Here is a 20766-nt window from a genome sequence, read left to right on the forward strand (position 1 = left end):
TTATTATTGTTTTTTAGTTATTACCTAATTACTACACATACCCAGAACACAAAAAAAGGGTCAAAAAAATCGTCACCTTTGACTCCAATATTCCTAAAGTATCTTGTGTATGACAAAGGAAACGTCCCTTTGTCATGTTTAGAACTTAAAGAGGATGGTTTAAAACCATCCTCTTTAAGCTATTATTCATTAGATTTATTCTTTACGCTTCCTACAGCCCATTTAGAAATTTGTAATTTAACCTTATCAGCTCCGACCTCTAGAGTTACAATCTCATCTTTAATATTTAATATTTTACCATGTATCCCACCTATGGTTATAATATTATCACCAACCTTTAATTCACTTCTCATCTTTTGGATCTGTTTATTCTTTTTTTGTTGAGGTCTAATCAACAAGAAATAAAATATACCAAAAAATACAATCATCATTATTAAACCTGAATATTGTTGCACAATAACTCTCCTCCTTTTAATATAATAACAAGTACCAACTTATAATATTCAACATAAAATTTGATTTTCCTTTATTTTTTTATAATACATGGAAATTTATTAATGTTTTTATTCATTACAGTTCATAGCCATATTTTTCAAAAAACTCTTTTCTATAATCTAGTAAATTATCGTTTTTTATTGCTTCCCTTATATTTTTCATAAGCTTAAGTAAAAAGTATAGATTATGATATGAAAACAGTCTGGCTGACAATATTTCATTTGCTTTAAATAGATGTCTTAAATATGCCTTAGTATAATTTCTACAGGTATAGCAATCACATTCAGGATCAAGGGGAGTGAAATCATCATAAAACCTAGCTTGCTTTATTGTTACTCTTCCTTGACTTGTCATAGCTGTGCCATTTCTAGCTATTCTGGTAGGCAAAACACAATCAAACATATCTATTCCCCTAATCACTCCTTCTATCAAGCAGTCGGGGCTTCCAACCCCCATTAAATATCTTGGTTTGTTTTTGGGCATTAGAGGTGTTGTATATTCAAGAACTTCATACATTAAAGGCTTTGGTTCTCCAACACTTAATCCACCAACCGCATACCCTGGAAAATCAAGTTCTGTAATTTCCTTTGCACTTTGTTCTCTCATATCCTTATATATACCGCCTTGAATAATTCCAAACAATCCTTGAGTATCTGTATTCTTATGGGCCTTTTTACACCTTTTAGCCCACCTAGTTGTTCTTTCTAAAGAATTTTTTACATATTCTCTATCTGCTGGATAAGGGGCACATTCATCAAAGGCCATGATTATGTCTGACCCTAATGAATTTTGTATTTCTATTGCTTTTTCTGGACTAATAAAATGTTTTGAACCGTCTATATGTGATCTGAATTCCACCCCTTCTTCAGAAATTTTTCGCAGGTCTCCTAAGCTAAAAACTTGAAAACCTCCGCTATCGGTAAGTATGGGTCTATCCCAGTTCATGAATTTGTGAAGACCTCCTGCCTTCTCCACTAAATCATGCCCAGGTCTAAGATATAAATGATATGTATTACTTAATATTATTTGAGATTCTATCTCCTTTAATTCTTCTGGCGTCATAGACTTAACAGTAGCTTGTGTACCTACAGGCATGAAGATGGGAGTTTCTATTGTCCCATGAGGGGTATGTATTTTTCCTAGCCTAGCACCAGTTTGTTTGCATTCTTTTATTAATTCATATTTTATAGCCATCTATATACCTCCTATATCACCAACATTGCATCTCCGAAGCTAAAAAATCTATATCTTTCTTTTACAGCTTCGTTATAAGCTTTTAATACATTTTCTCTACCAGCAAGAGAGCTTACAAGCATTATTAGCGTAGACTCGGGCAAATGAAAATTCGTAAGCAATCCATCGATTACCTTAAATTCATATCCTGGATATATAAATATATCTGTCCAACCATTGCCCTCTCTTATCAGTCCATCATTTGTACCAACAGTTTCCAATGTCCTTGTTGCAGTGGTACCAACAGAAATTATCTTTCCCCCACTCACTTTTGTTGCATTTATAAGCTCAGCTGCATCTTTGCTAACCATATAAAACTCCGAATGCATTTTATGCTCAAGTATATTTTCAGTTTTTACAGGTCTAAATGTTCCCAGACCAACATGCAAAGTTATATATGCGATCTTCACACCCCTATCCCTTATCTTATTTAATAAAGTCTCAGTAAAATGAAGTCCAGCTGTAGGTGCAGCGGCAGATCCCGTATTTTTTGAATATACTGTCTGATATCTTTCTTTATCCTCTAGTTTTTCAGTAATATAGGGAGGTAAAGGCATATTACCCAATTCATCTAATACCTCTTCAAAAATACCTTCATATTTAAATTCTATTATCCTAGTTCCTTCTTCAGCTAAATCAACAATTTCTCCAGTTAACTCATCATTATTACCAAAGACAAATCTTGAGCCAAGCTTAGCTCTTTTTCCAGGTTTAACTAGAGTTTGCCACCTGTTTTTATCTATTCTCTTTAAAAGCAAAAACTCTACATTAGCTCCCGTATCCTTTACGCCAAAAAGTCTTGCAGGTATTACTCTTGTATCATTTAATACTAAACAATCTCCTTGTCTTAGATAATCTAAAATATCTGTAAAGTTTCTATGCCTTATTTCACCATTTTCTTTATTGAGTACCATTAATCTTGATTTGTCTCTTTCTTTTAAAGGAACCTGAGCGATTAATTCCTCTGGTAAATCAAAATAAAAATCACTAGTCTTCATTATCATAACTCCTATTCTATCATTATTCCAGTATAATAGTGCTTAAGTATATCCTCATATGTATAACCTAGTTCAGCCATTTTTTTTGCTCCCCATTGACTCATACCTAAACCATGTCCATATCCTGTACCATTAAATATATATTTAGTAGGAACTCCAGAGGATGTAATATAATCATCACCATCAAATATTCTATATTTTTTATCTGATGATGTTTTTTCGGACCTATCGGCTGATAATATAATCATACTACTCATTGGTCTCCTTATAATATTCTCCATATCAGCCGATATGACATAATAATCTACATCTGTGCTAATACTGAAATTCATGCTTTTTATAACCTTAGGTCCAAATATGGATCTTGTTTTTGCCTTTGCTAAATCAATTTCCCTAGTTCCATCACTTATCTTTAAGCTCAATATCCTACCACCTTCTGTATAGCCTTCTGTATGTATTTCTTTTATATCTCCTATTACCAAACCAGCAGAGTTCAATATATCTTTTATTTCTTGTGCAGTATAGCTCTTTGTCCAATAGCAGTTTGGAGCTCCTAATGAAAAATCATCCTTTACAGCTCTAATATAGGGTAGTTCAATACTCCATACATTTTCACTATCTTCTGTATAGCCTCCACTACTAGAATGGTAGAAAGGACTTATTATTTTACCATCATAGGTTAACACCTCACCAAAAGTTTCATCAACTGCCCTATTACTTCTGGGCCTCTCAGCATCATAGCCTCCATAAACTTGACAATTAGTAGTACTACATAAATTAAAACCAAATTCTTCATGCTTATGTATAGATGAGATAGCATAGCTACGTGCTGCAACAGCTTGAGCCTTTAATGCCTCCATTGGCCAATCTCCCGACATTTCCTTTGGAAGAACTCCATAGAGATATGATTCCAAACTTAAATAATTAATAACCGTCATATCGCTATCTTTAAATCGCCTTATAATAAATTCCCCACGATATCTTTTGCCATCAAGAGATATTATATCGTTTCCATCTTTATCAAGAAATGGTCTAAAATTATACTCCCTTTTGGAACAATTGTACATAAAAATTACTATTCCTGTTTTATCTTGAACCACTACGCTTCCACTATTAGGATTTACAACTTCTACTTTTTTATCATAAAAACTTCCATTGTTTATTATAAATTCTTCAGCTTCCTCCTTTGATTCAAATAATCCCGTCCATACCTTCCATCCATTGTCAAGAACTGGATAACAAGGTATGTCTCCCAAGGATTCTAACAAGTTCTCCATATCCTCTTTATTTGAAAATGTACTTCCTATTTGTATTTTGTAATATTCATCCTTTTTTAAAACAATATCAAATTCATCCATAAGATTAAATACGGAATAAAATTGATTACCATCATAATATCCAAATTCAAATCCACTTGTTGATTTAAGATTTACCTGTGATACAGAAGTATCTCCATACTTAAGTCCAATCCTAATCATGCTCGGTATACTGTTTTTATTAAATGCCCACGAAACATTAGTACTTAAAACAAGAAAAAATATCAAACCATATATAATATATATTCTCTTCTTCATTTCGACTCCCCTTAATAAAAAATGGTTGTATGATTAATAATTATCTCCTAAAAAATAAATTACCTATCACAGTTAAAAGAATACTGATTATGATACATGTTAATATAGGAAAATAAAAGGTTATATTGCCTTTTTTTATAAAAATATCTCCTGGCAGCCGTCCAAACCCTATTTTACTGCCAAAGGTTATTATTAATCCTATTACAATAATAATAATCCCAAAAGTAATAATTAATCTTCCAAAAGATTCCATAGCTTCACATCCCCATCTTTTTGATAATACTCTAGCCCTAAATGCTCATAGGCATTTTGGGTTACTATCCGTCCCCTTGGAGTTCTTTTTATAAAACCTAATTGTAGCAAAAACGGTTCAATAACATCTTCTACTGTATTTTTTTCTTCACCTGTTGAAGCCGCCAAAGTATCTAATCCAACAGGTCCTCCATCAAATTTTTCAATCATTGTTATTAATATCTTCCTATCAACTCCATCCAATCCAAGATCATCTACTTCTAACATTTTTAAAGCATTTTTTGCTATATCTAAGGTTATCTTACCATCTCCAATTACTTGAGCAAAATCCCTCACTCTCTTTAATAATCTATTAACGATTCTAGGTGTACCTCTGCTTCTTTTAGCTATTTCTAAAGCAGCTTGATCGTTTATGGGTACATCAAGGAGCTTTGCAGATCTTTTCACAATTGTTTTTAAATCCTTATTATCATATAAGTCTAATTTACAAATCACGCCAAATCTATCCCTAAGGGGAGATGTAAGCATCCCAGCCCTCGTTGTAGCTCCGATTAAAGTAAACTTAGGCAATTCTATCCTTACAGACCTTGCACTTGGTCCCTTACCAATAATAATATCCAAAGCATAATCCTCCATAGAAGGATAAAGCACTTCTTCAACACTACGACTAAGCCTGTGTATTTCATCGATAAATAGAACATCATTTTCCATCAGATTTGTAAGGATAGCTGCTAAATCTCCAGGTCTTTCGATTGCTGGTCCCGAAGTAATTCTTATGTTAACACCCATTTCATTGGCTATAATATTAGATAAGGTTGTTTTTCCAAGTCCAGGAGGTCCATATAAAAGTACGTGATCTAGGGCTTCACCCCTCATCTTTGCAGCATCTATAAATATTTTCAGCTTATCCTTCACCTTATCTTGTCCTATATATTCCTTCAAGCTTTTGGGTCTTAAGCTGCCTTCAACTTCACTATCATCTTCCTTTAGAGTTGGAGTTACTATTCTATTATCATCTAGTCCACTACTCATTTTAATCCATCATCCTTCCTATTTAACTAACAGCTTTAACGCTTTCTTTATCATCTCCTCAATTGGTAGACTATTGTCTATTTTTCCCAGAACTTTCTTTGCTTCAATTCTACTATACCCTAATGATACAAGAGCTTCAATAACTTCATCATTATCAGACCCTATATTTATTTTATTGTCAAAATCAACATCTTCTAAATTACCAAATTCATCGGCTTTATTAACTTTATCTTTAAGTTCTAGAATAATCCTTTGTGCAGTTTTCTTACCTATTCCTGGAGCACGGGTTAAGCTAGTTACGTCACCAACCATTAAAACATTTATCAATTGAATATATGGTATTGATGATAAAATCCCTAAGGCAACCTTAGTACCTACACCCTTAACAGTCCTAAGTAAATCAAATACCTTAAGCTCTGCTCTAGAACTAAATCCGCAAAGTCTAATATCATCTTCCCTTACAATCATCTGAGTATATACTATAGCATCTTCTCTTTTTCCATTCAAGTCCGAAATCGTATAAGCAGATGTATATATTTTATAACCTATATAATTGTTCTCTACTACAACATAATCTTCTCCGACATAATTTATTTTTCCTTTAATATAATCTATCATTTTCTCACCTCATTAAATATAGTTCTGTTTTTAAAACTCCCGCAATAAAAATTATCACAATAAGTTAATTAAAATTAGTTTTTAAAATAACGCATTTATCATTTACAATTTAAAAATGTTACCCATTCTACCAGTATGGGCATGGCAGATGGCAACAGCAAGGGCATCGGCTACATCGTCTGGTTTTGGTATAGCCTTTAGATTTAAAAAGGTTTTTACCATCATCTGTATCTGCTTCTTCTCTGCTCTACCATAGCCAACCACTCCCTGTTTTACCTGAAGAGGAGTATATTCAAAAATATCTATATCTTTATTTGCAGCAGCTAGAATTGCTACTCCTCTAGCCTGCCCCACAACTATGGCTGTCTTAGCATTTTTATTAAAAAACAATTCCTCAATTGCAACTGCATCTGGTTTATATAAGCATAATATTTCTTCCAATTCATCATAAATCTTTTTTAACCTAAGGGCTGTAGCATCTTTGGCATCAGTAAGTATAGCACCATAATCCAAAGTCTTAAAGGAGTTCCCATTATATTCTACTATACCATAGCCAAGTATTGCAATTCCTGGGTCAATTCCTAAAATAATCATTATATAAATCCTCCATTACAATATTTTTTATACAAACATATATTCGATATAAATACTGTTAATCCTTCTTTATATTTTAATTTTTATCCTAATATAGGTTGTTGAATAACTAAATTTGAAAATTGATAATTCGGCTAATTCTCTACATTATAAAATTTGAAGTATTTTTATAAAAAAATACTTTTGATAGCTAAAATATAGCATTTTACTTTTGGTAAAAATAGTTATTCAACAACCTACTAATAAAAAAAGATGTACTAAGTAAGTACACCTAACTACTATAATCCTCTATTATTCTATATAATTCTTCTTCATCCTTAGCAATTATTCCTTCGTTTAGTTTCTTTTTATCCATCTCACTTAAGGTTGATATCGATATATCGGTTTCTTCATATAATTCTTTCTCACCAGCTTTATTGATCTTATAAACTGTAATATATCCGTTTTTATTTTGAACTATAAAATAATCTGGATTATATCCATCAACTTCTTTAAAAAGAGAAGCAGATTTGGTAGAAATACTATTTATTTTCCAATCACTGTAATTAGTTTTTATATATGACTTAAATTCATCTAAACTTGCTCCTACAATAGTAATTGGTATATCAATTTGTTTAGTATCCATTTTACCAGTTTTAGAATAATAGGTATTAAAAACAATTTTTGAATTTTCATTTACTTCTTTTAAGCAATCATTAACATTACTTTCATTGTTTTTACTATATTCATTAATACCTTCTTTCTTTATCTTTTTATTACCTCCACCTTCTTTATTATCTATTGGATATTTTTTGTTTATATTATTTTCTTCAGTTGATTGGATAATATTCTGGGGCTTATTTAATGGTTTATTATTAGATATATATCCATAGGTAAAGCTGGCAAAAAGAAGAATAGCACACACTAATACTACTATTCTACTCCTATTTTTCTTTTTCCTATAAAACACAATAAATTTCTCCTTTCATACTGAAATTTATATGTTTAGTCCTCTTAGTACTATTAAGTGATATTATAAGCTATCTAGTATTCTAGCCATTTTACAATTATTTATTCAAATTTATGGAAATTATATTTTTCTAGCTTTACTTTCGTATATAAATTTCGACATTCTTTTCAATATATATAAAAATATTGACATCCATTGTCGCTTAAGGTAAAATTATAATATAATATATTTAATACGCATACTTTTTTGAACCCAAAGGGTTCTTTTCCTTTTTTGAGTTTTTTATGTTTATAATAAAACCCAAGCTGGTGGCAAAAACCCCCATTTTTTTTAATTTCAATGAAAATATATAAGCTACAAATCTGCTAATGCCTTTAGTTGCAAGTTATAAGTTCTAGGTGGCAAGCATTTGGGGCTTTCTGCTTAGTTTTTCAAAAAACTTAATCCATTATTTTTTAGAATCCACCTGCAATTTCTTCCAAAAAATGTTTGGATTTCTATATAATAAAAAAACAAAGGCTTCATTGTAAGTAAATTCAAATTGAAACCTTTGCTGCAGAAATTTTTATTTTTATTTTAATAGTAAATTTAACTAGCCAAGCTAGGGATGAATTTTCTATTTCCTATAAAAAAACAGTTCTGTTGCATTATTACATTAGGGAAAAAGAAATATTAAAACCCCCGTGATAGAAAAATAACACAACGCAACTTAATCTTTCGACAATAAATTCTTAATAGCCTTTGCAATTATTTCATCTGGAACATTATTCAATTTATTTTTATCCTTATCTTTTATTTCCAATACATCTATCAATTCTTCTTTAGCTTCAGTCTTCTCCATATCAAAGTTCTTTTTCTTCTTGAAAAACACTATTTTCACTCCTTTAAGAGCTTCCTAACTTCATCTGCTAATATTTCCTTCTTATTTAGCTCAGGATTATCTAAAACCCTATCTAACAGTTTATTTAAAATACGCCCTATATCTTTACCCTGTGATACCCCCAAAGCTTTCAAATCATTACCATCGATATCTAAATCCTTTAAAGTTAGTGGTTGTTTTTCATTTAATATTTTATCACAAACTAATTTTGCCTTATTTATGTTATCAAATTTATAGGGAGCTTTACTACCTTTGATATCTGCTATTTGTAGCTTAAATAATCTATCTATGTTTTCCTTACCTACTCTATTGATCAATCTTTTTATTGCCCTTGGGGTGGTTATTTCATATTTTAACATATGTTCCTTAATTAATTGTTTTACAGTCTTTATTGTATTATTATCATATTTAAGTCTTTTTAGTATCTTTTCAGCTAATTCCATGCCCTTCATATGGTGTCTATAGAAATGTCCTGTATTTTCTCTATCAATTGAAAAACATTGTGGTTTGGCTATATCATGAAGCAATGCTGCAAGCCTTAGGATTAAATCTTTCTCTGTATTATCTAATACCCTCATGGTATGATAAAATACATCCTCATCATGATGGGGTTTTTTTTGTTCAAATCCAACACATTCTTGAAGTTCAGGAATAATATATTCTAATAATCTAGTCTCCTCTAATAACTGAATACCTTTAGACGGTTTTTGTGATAATAAGATTTTATTTACTTCATCTCTGATTCTTTCTTTACTGATATGAATGATGTTTTTTGACAACTTCTTTATAGCTTTAAATGTTTCAATACGCAACCTATATTCTAATTGTGCTGAAAATCTCACAGCCCTTAACATTCTGAGGTAGTCTTCATTAAATCTATCAAAGGCATTTCCTACACATCTAATTGTTTTATTATGTATATCCGATAAGCCGTCATAATAATCTATTAATCCCTCTTTATTATTATAAGCCATGGCATTAATAGTAAAATCTCTACGATTCAAGTCTTCCTTTAAGCTATTAGTAAATTCAACTTTATTTGGATGCCTTCCGTCAACATATTCTTTATCAATTCTGTAGGTAGTTACCTCAAAATGTTGATTATTTATAACTATTGTCAATGTTCCATGTTTTAATCCAGTAGGTATTACTTTAAACTCTCTAAAAATATTCATCATGACCTCGGGTTTAGCACTTGTGCAAATATCCCAATCATTGGGAATTTTACCCATAATGCTATCCCTTACACATCCCCCAACTATATATCCTTCGTATCCATTAAAAAGCAATTTATCTAATATCCTTTTAACTCCTTTTGGAAGCTGTATATTCATTTCAATATTCTTCCTCCATAAAATTTCCTGTTTCTATAAAATTATTCACTAAACTTGCTGTTTCCCATTTATAGTGTATTTCTTTATGCCCATATGGCAGTACTATAAAATCATTTAAACCTTCGTAATATACAGAGCTTACATTAATTCTACCATCATTTTCTTCTTTTAAGAACCTACCCATTAAAAGATTATTCTTGTTTCCTGCTATTGCACCCACTCTGACTTTGTCACTTTTAACAAACTCTATCTTCTTGACATATTCAGTTCTCAATGCCCTTAAAGTTTTATAAATATTTGTAAAGATATTGAAATATTTCGATGCCATATCCGCAAGTTCACTTCCATTATTAGGTGTAGCTATCAAAACACAATTATCTATTCTATCAATATGCCCTGTATTCAATAAATACTTTCTGATTATTAATCCACCTGTACTATGTCCAATAAGGTTGATTTTTTCATTTAAGCTTAATTCAGCTAAAATATTCTTTATATCTTTTTCAAATATAGAATAAGCGTATTCTATATCCTTATAAGTTAAAGGCAAATCTACTAAAATACATTTATGATTAAGCTTTTCTAAATTTTGGGCAAGAGTATACATATCCTTCTTATTCTTATTGTATCCATGTATTAGAATAGATATCTTGGTCATAATATTCCACTCCATTTCAATAGCATCAAATATATCTTATTTATTATATCATTATTTTAAATATGGACAAAGGCATATATCAACGCATTTTAGTTATAATTTCCATGTTCCAAGTTTCAAGGTCATCATTTTAGGTCTAAAAAACCTTAATTCTTGATTCTAAAATTTTACTGGCAATAATTTTAATTTTTCTTTTAATGTTTTAAACAGCTACTGATAACCTCTTTAATGTCGATCCTTCCCTATCTATTCTAAATTTAGATAGGTATAGAAAAAATAAAAAGGACTCATCCCTTTTCAAGATTTGTCCTTTTTATAGAGTTAATTCTTATTTGCCAAAGCTTTTCATAGCTTCATCTAATTCCTTTCTTGTTTTTTTCTTAGCTTCATCTAAAGCTTCTTTACTTGTCTTCTCTCCTAATATAACTGCCTCCAAAGCTTTTTGCATATTTTTATGGATTGCATATCCATTTAAAATCTTAGGATCTCTAAAACCATAGTCAAATTGTTTTAAAGCTTCGCCTTTTACAGGGTTTTCTTTTATATATTTTTGGAATTCTTCTGATTCTAAAGCCGAATATCTTACTGGTAAATATCCTGAAATCATACCCCATTTTGTAGTAACATCTTTACTCATAAAATACTTCATAAATTCCCATCCTGCTAATTTTTCTTCGGGTGAGTGTGTATTAAACATTGCCATGTCTGTTCCCGAGAATAATGCTGCTTGTCTTTTCCCTTTTGGAAGAACTGCTGCTCTCCAGTTAATTTTATTTTCTCCAATTGCTTCTTTTAGATAAGGAATTTTAGATGTTGAAGAGAACATCATTGCCACTTCTCCCCTAGCAAATGGAATATACGCATATTTTTCTTCTCCTGCAATCTTTGCTACCCCATCTTTAATCATTTCAGATACAAAATCAAATGCTTCTATACCTGCTTCAGAATTAAAAGTAATGTTTTTTTCATCTTCTGATATTAAATGCCCACCAGCTTGCTCTACCCAGAAACTAAAGTCTATTCCTAAGGACTTATTAAATCCAATACCCACTATATCATTTTTTCCGTCTCCATCAGTATCTTGAGTAAGCTTTTCTGCTGCAACCCTTAATTCCTCCCATGTTGTTGGAACCTCTACATCGTATTTGTCTAATATATCTTTATTATAGAATAATAAATATACACTCTTATTACACGGTAAAGTGTAAAATTTCCCATCCCATATTCCTTTTTTAAATACTGTTGGTATGTCTTTTAAATCTTCTTCTGTAAATCCTACCTTTTCATTATTTATATAGGGTGTTAAATCCTCAGCTAAATCATTCATTATATATGCTGTCATTCTATTTGGGAAAATTTGTGTTAATACTGGTAATTGTCCTGCTTTAGCAGCGCCTGTAAGCTTTTGAAATAACTCCTTATAATGTCCTTGATAAATCATCTTTACATTGATTTTATCATTTTGTTTATTGAAGTCATCCACTATCTCTCTTAGTGCTTCTTCATTTCCTCCACTCATAGCATGCCAAAATTCAATTTCAACTGGCTTTGTAATTTCTGTAGCAATACTACTATCTTGTTTAGCTTCAGTAGTATCTGCTACTCCATCATTGCTACAAGCTACTAAACTAACTACCATAATAACAATTAACATTAAAGTAATAATCTTTTTCATTTTTCACTTTCTCCCTTCTATCCTTTGAGTCCACTTCTTGAAACACCTTCAATTATATATTTTTGAAGGATAATATATAAAATTATCATCGGAAGTATAATCATTGTAGCCGCCGCCATAAGAAGATGATAGTGTGACCCAGCTTCAGTTGTAAAAACAGCTAATCCAACTGGTAAAGTCCTCATCTTTGGAGTATTTGTTACTATAAGTGGCCACAAGAACTCATTCCAACTATAAATCATTTTAAGCATAGCAATTGTAATAAGCGCTGGCTTAGCTAGCGGAACCATTATACTCCATATATACATAAAATCACTACATCCATCAACCTTTGCAGCATAATAGAGTTCATCAGGGATACCTAAAAAAAACTGCCTTAACAAAAATATAGCAAATACGCTAACTATCCATGGGACTATAAGAGCTAAATGAGTATTAATCCATCCTAAGTGTGAAAGTGTCACATAGTTTGGTATAATAAGAACTTCTCCAGGTACCATCATTGTTGCTAAAAATATGGAAAATATAGTATCTCTTCCCCAGAACCTAAGCTTTGAAAATGCAAATGCTGAGAATATTGATGTAATAAGAGTTAAAATAGTAAGGGTTATAGATACAAAAATACTGTTTAGAAAATAAATTGTAAAAGGGATTCTTTCTAACACCTCAATGTAATTTTTAAACATAATATTCGATGGAATTAATTTAGGAGGCATAACATAGACTTGCTCTGCCGTTTTAAATGACGTACTTAACATCCATAAAAATGGTAATATTGTAATTATTCCTCCAATTATTAAAATTACATATGCTATAGCTTTTAAATAATTAATTTTCATGGTGTTACTCCTTAGTTATAATATACTTTTTTATTTCCTATATATAATTGTATGATTGTAAAAAACAATACTATCATAAACAATATATACACTGCTGCCGATGCTATTCCATATACATATTCATTGGCAAATTTATCATATATGTAATATACCATTGTAAGACATCTACCCATCGGTCCAGGTATTTTATCAAACAAAACATATACTTCATCAAAAACTTTAAATGAGTTAATCATAGACATTATAGACACAAAAAAAATCGTAGGTGATAGTAATGGCAATGTTATATAGAAAAAAATCTGTGCTTTTGATGCTCCATCCACTTTAGCTGCTAAATAATACTGCTTATCTATATTTTGAAGTCCTGCCAAAAGAATTACTATGTTATATCCTAATCCTTTCCAAATACTTAATATTATTAAACTTATCATGGCCCAGTTTGGATCAAGAAGCCATTTGATAGGGTCTATCCCAAATAGTCCTAAAAAATAATTTAGTATCCCAAATTCAGAATTATATATCCATCTCCATACCGCCGATATAGCAACAATAGAAGTAACAAATGGAATAAAGTATATCCCTCTAAAAAATGACTGAAATTTTATTTGGCTATTTAATATTATTGCTATAAAAAGAGAAATACTTATTGATAAAGGTACAACTCCTAATACAAAAGTAAATGTATTTTTAATAGCCACAATAAATTCCTCATCATTAAATATGTATATAAAGTTATCAAAACCTCTTTCATATACTACATCCTTAAAATAATTGTATTTTGTATAAAAACTCATATCCAAAGACTTTAAAATAGGATATATACGAAAAACTCCTAATATTACAAGTGCAGGTAATATATACAATATACCTTTTATGAAACTTTTGAAGGTATTTCTATTATTCAAGTAAAGCACATCCTTTTTAATATCATAAAATAGCCTTTAGCTTTTCTATAAATCCTTTTATATCATTCTTGTTAAAATCTATGAAGGGAACATTAATGCCATTTTCTTTCATCATCTTACCAATTTCCTCTATAAAAACGCCTTTATCTTCTATTTCTCGAATAGTGCTAAGTATTTTATTTAAGTTAGAATTACTGCTAATCTCTCCTCCCCACTCTCCACTACATGTTTTATTTACCCCACAACTTGGACTTCCTTCTATTCCAACAATAGCAATAATTTCATAATCATTTTTTATATATTCCTGAATCTGTTCTAGATATATTTCAAATATTTTTCTGCAGTGTTTTCTATAATTAGGTGTGCAAAATTGTTCCTTTACATGTCCCCATCTTCTTAGTCCATAGCATGTAATCTCTGGACATGGTAATTGAATCATTCCAATTTCATTATCAAGTAATATTTTAAGCACTTCTTCTATATTGGCATCATGATCAATGCAATATTTTTTCACCTTAGATTTTTCATTTAAAAAGCAATGGGCTAAAATTATTAGTCTATTTTTACATTCCATATAGACACCTCTCTTCAGATTATTCCCTTGTCATTTTATGTCAATATATAATATAAATCAAATAGTTTTTTTTTATATATTAGCTTTTATGTATAATTCTTTTTTATGCTAAAGTCAAAGAGGGGAAACTCTTCCCAGTCGCCAAATAGCCTTATAAATACACTAAAAACAACACCTTAAAAATGAATATAGCAAATCTATAATTTATTTCAAATTAATGACAAACCCACGATTTTTCATCGTGGGTTTGTCATTAATCTAACTACATTTTGTAGTGCTTTTAAAAATAATCTTTTCTATTACTTTACATTAATAGCCTTTTATTATTTTTTGATAATAAAAGAAAGAATTACTTACTCATTCTAAGTTGAATTTTGTTACTGTAATATTAACCTCCACCACCTGCCGATAAAATTTTAATTTCATCGCCATCATATAGTCTAGTTTTCAACATTTTTAAATGTATAATATTCTTATCATTAACTAAGATAATAGAATTTCTCAAAGCATTTAATTCTACTTCGTATTGTTGACTTATCTTTTTTAAAGCTTCATTCACTGTATTGGCTTCAATATCTATATCATTTGTTTTTATTGATAATCTTATTAAACCAAAGAATTTTACATTAATCATTTAATTTCTCCCTATCCTCAGACTTCTTAAAGTTTTTTCCTTTGGAATCCCATCTAAATTCCAGCCTCTACTTATATAGTATTTTCTTTTTAATTCGTTAAGAGGTACCCTAGATTTTGGATTTTTCAAATCTTGAGGTTCTTCAGTAAGTCGTTTGGGTAAACTATCATCTTCACTTGTTAAACCTCTTCTAATATTAAATATCCTCTCAAGATTAAATCCCCTCTCACCTATGGCTTTAAACTTACCAAAATTCATTTTCATTCCAGTAGCAAGGGATATAGCCTTTATATGTGGAATCATAGGTATATTTATAGGAATAACCCCTTCATATGACCTATTAATAATATTTATTAATTTACCTGCACCAGGAAAAGTTATAATTTTGTTCACTAACATTGCCAGTTTACTATTGGGTTTATTAATTAAAAATGCTGGAATAAGGCTATATAATGTAAATATACAACTACCTGTGGCGGAAACTACCTCAAATATGTTTTGAAGCATAATGCCCAGTTCAGCCTTTGATCTAACTGTATAGGGATCAATTGACAGACTTAAAGCTTCAAATAATACCAAATATCCTGAATTGAGATGACATCCTCCTCGATTAGCTACAGCATATCCTAAGCCTTGCCCTACTGCTCCCCTTGGCTCATATGCCGATAGTTCCATGCCCTTTGAATGAATTGCAAATTCCTTTCCTCCATACTTTTCTGATAAGTGCTTCACTCCCTCAGCCAATTCATTACCTATGCCCCTTCTATAAGCTATATCACTGAAAACATTGGATAGATTGTGGTTTTTACCAAATTCTAACCCGTTACTCCAATATCCCTTCTCATTAAGCTCCATTGCAAAGGCTATAGTACCAGCAGCACTAATAGTATCCATTCCTAACTTATCAAGTTCATAATTCCATCTAAGTATTTTTTCAATACTTTTATTTTCAATATTTGCTCCTAAAAGCCCTAATGTTTCTAGTTCTGGACCCTTCACCTTTTTTCCATCTAGCTCTACCTGTCTACCGCAGCGTATAGGACAAGTAATACAACCTATGTTTTTTATCAAATGCTTTAACGCCAGCTCTTCCCCTGATATTCTTTCAAAATCTTTATACTGACCGTATTTGAAATTACGTGTTGCCAAAACCTTCTTAAAATTCATAATACTCACAAGCCCTGCTGTACCAAGCTTTGGAAGCTGCTTTCCTGTAATAGGATGCTTTCTCAAATCTTCAATCCATTTTTTGTAATAAGGTTTGATGTCATTTTTAGGTTCAATGTTTTTGTTTCCCTTTACTACAACTGCCTTAAGATTTTTATATCCCATTATGGCTCCAATACCTGCACGTCCTGCTGTACGTTCACCACTAAAAACACCTGCATATTTAACTAAATTTTCTCCAGCTGGACCTATTACAATTTTTCCAGTCCTTTCAGGTAACATCTCTTGAACCTCTATAGTATCTTTTCCCCATAAGCCATCAGCATCATGAAAGGTGATATTTTCTTCCACTATTTCTATCCAAACCTTATATTTGCTCTTTCCTTTAATAAGCAGTGCATCATATCCAGCTTTTTTCAAATATAATCCAAAGTCCCCGCCACAATTTGATGAAGCTAACAAGCCTGTTAATGGCGACAAAGATGAAATATTAAATCTACTAGATGATGGGGCACCTGTGCCAGTTAAAGGACCCGTTGTAATAGCAATTATATTTTCTGGTGAAAAAGGCTTAATATGGGTTGGTACATTATCGTATAATATTTTTGCTGCCATTATTTTTCCACCTAAAAACAATTCCCTATCTTCATCACTCCAAGGATATTCATCAATCTCCTTTGTTGTCAAATCAATCAACAATACCTTTCCCGCATAACCTCCATATTTAGTACTCAAATCCCCCTCTTCCTTTCCCAATATTCAAATTTCTATATTCACATTTAAATATCAAACTGATATTGCCTTTTTTATTAATTCAACGATTCCTAGAATAACTCTTTCATTATCATTTGCTATGTCATCACCTAAGAATATCTTTAATCTCTCCTTATAATAATCAGAAGTAAATGAAAACTGATACATTGTTATAAGATTATCTAAACAAAATGATAATATATGCTCATCTATATTTGAATCAATAAATCCTCTTTTCTTTGCCTTTTTAATAACATCCCAATACATTTTAGCTGTTATTTCTTCTAGTTTATGGGAAAGTCTATTGGATAGACTAGATAGCCCTTGTGTTGTAATATCAAGATAAATTTGATTCATTTCTGGATAGGTTGTAGCATAGTTATGGGCTATTCTAAGGAGCTGTTCAAACATACCAAATATATCTCCATCCTCAATATTTACTTCTTTTAATGCGTTCTCTAATATTTGATATGCTCTATCAACTATAGTTAAGAATAAATCTTCTTTAGAAGCAAAATAACTGTACATGGAGCCTATGCTTATTCCTGCTTTTTTTACTATTACATTTATATTTGTTCCATTATATCCATTTGCGGCAAATTCTGATATAGCCACATCAAATATCTTTTTTCTTCGCTCCTCTGATATTTTTTCAAAAGTTTTTTTATGAAATTTTCCATTCATCTCAGTTGTCTCTTGATTTTTAGCCATTTCTCTCATCTTGCCCTCCATGTTATGAATACGCTTAATAACTCATTGTTTTTGTAAGTTGAAAATTAAAGGTTTTTTGTGCTTCTCCTTTATCTAGATTGTATTTCCTATTGCATATCCAGCCTTTACAGCTTCAAGAACCCTGCCTCCTGAAAAGGAATCTCCAATATTATATACTTCAGGTGCAGTGTGATTTTGAGTGCATTTTTCAAACAAACTATCATCCGCCCTTGCCCCCGTACACATGATTACTAAATCAGCATTTAACTTAATACTCTTATATTCTTTTTCAATTGGTTTACTAAATGGATTTTTTATACTATCTGGCAACACAGGTGTCCATGTCACATATGGGTCTGGTACTGTCTTAGAAAGGTTTTGCAAAATTTCAACTGAATCCTTGGAAATTTTCTTAAGCATAGCACAATTTATTAGCTTTACTCCCTTCCTTTCTAAATGATGAATCATATATCCCCTGTTTGATGTACAGGTTTTTTTCATAAAATGTTTATCCATTTCGATTACTGTAACCTTTTTACTCATTTCATAGCTTAACATATAAGCTATTTCACATCCAACATCTGAGCCCCCAACAACCACTATATTATTAGCATCTTCTGCAATATATGGATTTTTTAATAAATCAATTCCTTTGATAACATGCTTCAGGTTGGCTCCCTCTATTGGAGGAATCAAAGGCTTCCCTCCTGTACATGTTACGATTGCATCAAATTTACCTAATCTCAATAACTCTTCATTTACTTGTGTTTCAAACATAGTTGTAAGCTTATATTCCCTAGAAGTCTTTTCTATTTCATTATTCAGGTAGTCAATATAGTTAGAAAGCTCGTATTTGATTTTGGGAACCGAGCCATAAATAAGCATTCCCCCAGCTTTACTTTTATTATCATAAAGGATTACTTCATGACCTCTCTTTGCTGCAGTACAGGCAGTTACTACTCCAGCAGGTCCAGCACCCACTACTGCAATTTTCTTTATCTTATATGCTGGTTTCATATCATCCTGATACACATCCTCAAAGGCTGTACGTGGATTTACTGCACAATGGGGATGACCGCCTATTGCAAGCTGACCTAAACAACCTTCATGGTCTCCAATACATGGGATTATGTCCTTTACCCTGCCAGAATAAACCTTTTTAGGCCAAAAAGGATCTGCGAGTAGTGGTCTTGCAAGCATCACCATATCACATTTATTCTTACGAAGAGCTTCTTCTGCCAAATCGGGAAAACCTAATTTGCCAACTGCAATAACGGGAACTGGATACCCAGCATTTGATTTTATGTTTTTAGTTCTAAAGTATTCCTTTACAAGTTCTGCAACCTCAAGGTATACCCCAGGAGGCATACCATTAGGAGGATGGGGCATCCACCAGTTTTCATATCCTCCTAAATCAACATCAAAAACATCAACCCCTGCTTTGACAAGATTTTCCATATAATTTAATGTCATTTCAGCAGTTCTACCATTTTTAAATTTCTTCAATGTTTTATCTTTATTCATCTTATCGCCATATGTTTCCATTAAAGCAAGGGATAGGTCTATTCTATAATGAATAGGATAAGAATTTCCACAGCGTTTTCTAATTTCTTTTACAATATCCAGTCCGAAATTTTGCCATTTTGAATAACGTCCTAACTTCCTTCTATTATAAGCAGGGTCAGTCATTTGTTCAATAAGATACCCCGAATGACCATGTAAATAAACTCCATCAATGCCTATTTCCTTTGCATCAAGGGCTACCTGACCTATACATTTGATGATTTTTCTACATTCCCTATTTGTTAAGGGCCTACAAGGTATTTGTGTAATATACCAGTTTGGATTCCATGATGCTGAAACAGGTAACTTCTTCTTTTTGATTAAACATTCTGGGTTTCCTACCTTCCCCATTCCTGGAGCAAGCTGAATAAAAAACCTCGTTCCATAGGCATGACATCCTTCAGCAATAGCTCTCCACCCTGAAATAACTGTTCTATGCTTATCAATTCTAGGAAATATACCTTTGGCATCTAAATCTCCATAGGAAGGATCAATATCATAATTTACAGGAACCATACCACTTGTTATTAATCCTACTCCACCCTTTGCCCTTTCTATAAAATACTTTATCATTTTTTGGCTAGGTTTTCCAGTTTCATCTGCCATAGATATATTTCCCATAGGTCCCATAACGATTCTATTTTTTATTTTAAGTCTATTTATATATATAGGCTCAAAAAGCTTTTTATAGGGATAAAGCTCAGATGTCATTTTACCTTTATCAAGCCTTGCAGAATCATTAAACCAATCACCCGTATGATTAACTATCTGCTTTACAATGCTCTTGCTTTGTTTTTGCATTATCATCCTCCGAATAATATTTTTTGAATTTACCATTTGCCATTAATTTTCCTACAATACCTCCAAGCCATTTTACTATACGATAATTATACTTTAAATCAATTAGTTCAATAAGGTTTCCATCTGGATCTTTAAGAAAAACCCAATCACTGCCGCTGGTTGTTTGTGGTTCTGAAAAAAATTCAACCCCTTTATTTTTTAAAGTATTATACCATCCTTTTAAATTTTTAACATCTAAAGCAATATGAGTAGGTCCTGGTCTATTCCATACAGGATGTTTAGATGGGAGACAAGATGAAAACTCAAATATTTCAATTATTCCCCCCTTTGGTGATCTCAAAAAGCCTAATCTTACAGCAGTATTTTTTAATCTATACAATTCATATAATTCCTCTGCCTGTTCTTTGTTAATAATTTTTTCACTTATTAATTTGAAACCAAACATCTCATAATACCATTTTACGGATTTTTCGAAATCTGATACAGTAAGGCCAACATGACTTACTGAACGTATTTTCATATAAACA

The 20766-nt window shown here is 31.3% G+C and carries 21 protein-coding genes; all 21 read right to left on the reverse strand.

Going from position 1 to position 20766, the window contains the following annotated elements; genetic code table 11:
- Window positions 1-182 precede the first annotated feature (182 nt).
- On the reverse strand, window positions 183-455 hold the full coding sequence (yajC, locus tag BUB36_RS13225) for a preprotein translocase subunit YajC (RefSeq protein ID WP_278247841.1): 273 nt from the start codon (window positions 453-455) through the stop codon (window positions 183-185).
- A gap of 115 nt (window positions 456-570) precedes the next feature.
- Entirely contained in the window at window positions 571-1689 is a 1119-nt protein-coding gene (gene tgt / locus BUB36_RS13230) for a tRNA guanosine(34) transglycosylase Tgt (RefSeq protein ID WP_073151118.1), read from the reverse strand.
- A gap of 11 nt (window positions 1690-1700) precedes the next feature.
- The gene (queA, locus tag BUB36_RS13235; protein WP_073151121.1) at window positions 1701-2726 is read right to left on the reverse strand and encodes a tRNA preQ1(34) S-adenosylmethionine ribosyltransferase-isomerase QueA; all 1026 of its coding nucleotides are present in this window, start codon (window positions 2724-2726) and stop codon (window positions 1701-1703) included.
- An 11-nt stretch (window positions 2727-2737) separates the two neighbouring features.
- A complete protein-coding gene (locus BUB36_RS13240; protein ID WP_073151124.1) occupies window positions 2738-4300 on the reverse strand; it encodes a SpoIID/LytB domain-containing protein in 1563 nt (520 codons plus the stop codon).
- A 40-nt stretch (window positions 4301-4340) separates the two neighbouring features.
- Window positions 4341-4553 (reverse strand): DUF2905 domain-containing protein, encoded by a 213-nt coding sequence (locus BUB36_RS13245; RefSeq protein WP_073151127.1) that lies wholly within the window; start codon window positions 4551-4553, stop codon window positions 4341-4343.
- Window positions 4532-5584: a Holliday junction branch migration DNA helicase RuvB gene (gene ruvB / locus BUB36_RS13250; protein ID WP_073151130.1), complete on the reverse strand. Its 1053-nt coding sequence runs from the start codon at window positions 5582-5584 to the stop codon at window positions 4532-4534. Before ruvB ends, BUB36_RS13245 begins: the two co-directional genes overlap by 22 nt.
- Before the next feature lie 18 nt (window positions 5585-5602).
- The gene (gene ruvA / locus BUB36_RS13255) at window positions 5603-6202 is read right to left on the reverse strand and encodes a Holliday junction branch migration protein RuvA (protein WP_073151133.1); all 600 of its coding nucleotides are present in this window, start codon (window positions 6200-6202) and stop codon (window positions 5603-5605) included.
- 102 nt (window positions 6203-6304) lie between these two features.
- Window positions 6305-6796 carry a crossover junction endodeoxyribonuclease RuvC gene (ruvC, locus tag BUB36_RS13260; RefSeq protein WP_073151136.1) on the reverse strand — a complete coding sequence of 164 codons (492 nt, stop codon included), beginning with the start codon at window positions 6794-6796 and terminating at the stop codon, window positions 6305-6307.
- A gap of 271 nt (window positions 6797-7067) precedes the next feature.
- Entirely contained in the window at window positions 7068-7745 is a 678-nt protein-coding gene (locus BUB36_RS13265) for a BofC C-terminal domain-containing protein (RefSeq protein ID WP_073151139.1), read from the reverse strand.
- Between the two features lie 709 nt (window positions 7746-8454).
- Window positions 8455-8616, reverse strand: a complete 162-nt coding sequence (locus tag BUB36_RS19745; RefSeq protein ID WP_165613088.1) for a hypothetical protein — start codon at window positions 8614-8616, stop codon at window positions 8455-8457.
- Between the two features lie 5 nt (window positions 8617-8621).
- A complete protein-coding gene (locus BUB36_RS13270; RefSeq protein WP_073151142.1) occupies window positions 8622-9959 on the reverse strand; it encodes a CCA tRNA nucleotidyltransferase in 1338 nt (445 codons plus the stop codon).
- A 1-nt stretch (window position 9960) separates the two neighbouring features.
- Complete coding sequence (locus BUB36_RS13275; RefSeq protein WP_073151144.1) at window positions 9961-10617, reverse strand: alpha/beta fold hydrolase; 657 nt, start codon at window positions 10615-10617, stop codon at window positions 9961-9963.
- A 328-nt stretch (window positions 10618-10945) separates the two neighbouring features.
- Window positions 10946-12292: an ABC transporter substrate-binding protein gene (locus tag BUB36_RS13280; protein ID WP_073151147.1), complete on the reverse strand. Its 1347-nt coding sequence runs from the start codon at window positions 12290-12292 to the stop codon at window positions 10946-10948.
- 17 nt (window positions 12293-12309) lie between these two features.
- Window positions 12310-13131: a carbohydrate ABC transporter permease gene (locus BUB36_RS13285; RefSeq protein WP_073151150.1), complete on the reverse strand. Its 822-nt coding sequence runs from the start codon at window positions 13129-13131 to the stop codon at window positions 12310-12312.
- 11 nt (window positions 13132-13142) lie between these two features.
- Entirely contained in the window at window positions 13143-14036 is an 894-nt protein-coding gene (locus BUB36_RS13290; protein ID WP_073151152.1) for a carbohydrate ABC transporter permease, read from the reverse strand.
- A gap of 22 nt (window positions 14037-14058) precedes the next feature.
- Window positions 14059-14610, reverse strand: a complete 552-nt coding sequence (locus tag BUB36_RS13295; protein ID WP_073151154.1) for a CD3072 family TudS-related putative desulfidase — start codon at window positions 14608-14610, stop codon at window positions 14059-14061.
- 388 nt (window positions 14611-14998) lie between these two features.
- Window positions 14999-15244 (reverse strand): MoaD/ThiS family protein, encoded by a 246-nt coding sequence (locus BUB36_RS13300; RefSeq protein WP_073151157.1) that lies wholly within the window; start codon window positions 15242-15244, stop codon window positions 14999-15001.
- Window positions 15245-17146 (reverse strand): aldehyde ferredoxin oxidoreductase family protein, encoded by a 1902-nt coding sequence (locus tag BUB36_RS13305; RefSeq protein WP_084112040.1) that lies wholly within the window; start codon window positions 17144-17146, stop codon window positions 15245-15247.
- Window positions 17147-17197: 51 nt separating this feature from the next.
- Window positions 17198-17884 (reverse strand): TetR/AcrR family transcriptional regulator, encoded by a 687-nt coding sequence (locus BUB36_RS13310; RefSeq protein WP_165613089.1) that lies wholly within the window; start codon window positions 17882-17884, stop codon window positions 17198-17200.
- An 84-nt stretch (window positions 17885-17968) separates the two neighbouring features.
- Window positions 17969-20239, reverse strand: coding sequence for an NAD(P)/FAD-dependent oxidoreductase (locus BUB36_RS13315; protein ID WP_242655834.1), 2271 nt, complete (start codon window positions 20237-20239; stop codon window positions 17969-17971).
- A complete protein-coding gene (locus BUB36_RS13320; RefSeq protein WP_073151163.1) occupies window positions 20199-20759 on the reverse strand; it encodes a VOC family protein in 561 nt (186 codons plus the stop codon). The genes BUB36_RS13315 and BUB36_RS13320 overlap by 41 nt, the downstream gene beginning before the upstream one ends.
- Between the last annotated feature and the right edge of the window lie 7 nt (window positions 20760-20766).

This window comes from Paramaledivibacter caminithermalis DSM 15212, assembly GCF_900142245.1.
In the GTDB taxonomy this organism is placed as follows: domain Bacteria; phylum Bacillota; class Clostridia; order Peptostreptococcales; family Caminicellaceae; genus Paramaledivibacter; species Paramaledivibacter caminithermalis.

Bases quoted from the DNA above. Each gene is read 5' to 3' on its own strand.
- BUB36_RS13320 (WP_073151163.1), bottom strand. From the start codon at position 20,759: ATGAAAATACGTTCAGTAAGTCATGTTGGCCTTACTGTATCAGATTTC.
- ruvC (WP_073151136.1), bottom strand. From the start codon at position 6,796: ATGATTATTTTAGGAATTGACCCAGGAATTGCAATACTTGGCTATGGT.
- queA (WP_073151121.1), bottom strand. From the start codon at position 2,726: ATGAAGACTAGTGATTTTTATTTTGATTTACCAGAGGAATTAATCGCT.
- ruvB (WP_073151130.1), bottom strand. From the start codon at position 5,584: ATGAGTAGTGGACTAGATGATAATAGAATAGTAACTCCAACTCTAAAG.
- BUB36_RS13270 (WP_073151142.1), bottom strand. From the start codon at position 9,959: ATGAATATACAGCTTCCAAAAGGAGTTAAAAGGATATTAGATAAATTG.
- BUB36_RS13275 (WP_073151144.1), bottom strand. From the start codon at position 10,617: ATGACCAAGATATCTATTCTAATACATGGATACAATAAGAATAAGAAG.
- BUB36_RS13295 (WP_073151154.1), bottom strand. From the start codon at position 14,610: ATGGAATGTAAAAATAGACTAATAATTTTAGCCCATTGCTTTTTAAAT.
- BUB36_RS13300 (WP_073151157.1), bottom strand. From the start codon at position 15,244: ATGATTAATGTAAAATTCTTTGGTTTAATAAGATTATCAATAAAAACA.
- BUB36_RS13240 (WP_073151124.1), bottom strand. From the start codon at position 4,300: ATGAAGAAGAGAATATATATTATATATGGTTTGATATTTTTTCTTGTT.
- ruvA (WP_073151133.1), bottom strand. From the start codon at position 6,202: ATGATAGATTATATTAAAGGAAAAATAAATTATGTCGGAGAAGATTAT.
- BUB36_RS13280 (WP_073151147.1), bottom strand. From the start codon at position 12,292: ATGAAAAAGATTATTACTTTAATGTTAATTGTTATTATGGTAGTTAGT.
- BUB36_RS13315 (WP_242655834.1), bottom strand. From the start codon at position 20,239: ATGCAAAAACAAAGCAAGAGCATTGTAAAGCAGATAGTTAATCATACG.
- BUB36_RS13310 (WP_165613089.1), bottom strand. From the start codon at position 17,884: ATGAGAGAAATGGCTAAAAATCAAGAGACAACTGAGATGAATGGAAAA.
- BUB36_RS13285 (WP_073151150.1), bottom strand. From the start codon at position 13,131: ATGAAAATTAATTATTTAAAAGCTATAGCATATGTAATTTTAATAATT.
- tgt (WP_073151118.1), bottom strand. From the start codon at position 1,689: ATGGCTATAAAATATGAATTAATAAAAGAATGCAAACAAACTGGTGCT.
- BUB36_RS13245 (WP_073151127.1), bottom strand. From the start codon at position 4,553: ATGGAATCTTTTGGAAGATTAATTATTACTTTTGGGATTATTATTATT.